The sequence below is a fragment of the Bacillus sp. NTK071 genome (assembly GCF_017303315.1).
GTDB lineage: Bacteria > Bacillota > Bacilli > Bacillales > Guptibacillaceae > Guptibacillus.
Genome location: NZ_JAFKOI010000075.1, coordinates 1 through 267 on the forward strand (window position 1 = coordinate 1; position 267 = coordinate 267).

General features: G+C 66.7%; 1 protein-coding gene. It reads left to right on the forward strand.

The annotated features are described in order from the left end of the window. Positions 1-72: 72 nt before the first annotated feature. On the forward strand, positions 73-267 hold a 195-nt coding region (locus tag JI666_RS22100; protein WP_206895035.1), incomplete at its 3' end, for a hypothetical protein.

Consider the following 267-nt stretch of genomic DNA (forward strand, 5'->3'; position numbering starts at 1 on the left):
CTGCCATGTCTGTCTTGTCATTCCCGCGCGGGCGGGTGACATCTCGGTCATCTCCGCAAGAAGGCACGGATCGTGAGCGACTGGCTCCTCTCACTCGACGGCACGCAGACCGGGCTGACCCTGTCGATGGGTCTCGCCCTTGCTGCGGCCCTGCTTCACGCGGTGTTCGGCGCGCTGCAAAAGGGGCGGCACGACCCGTGGCTGTCGCGCGCCGGGATCGACGTGTTCACCTTCCTTCTCGCGCTGCCCGTAGCCCTGTTCGTCGTG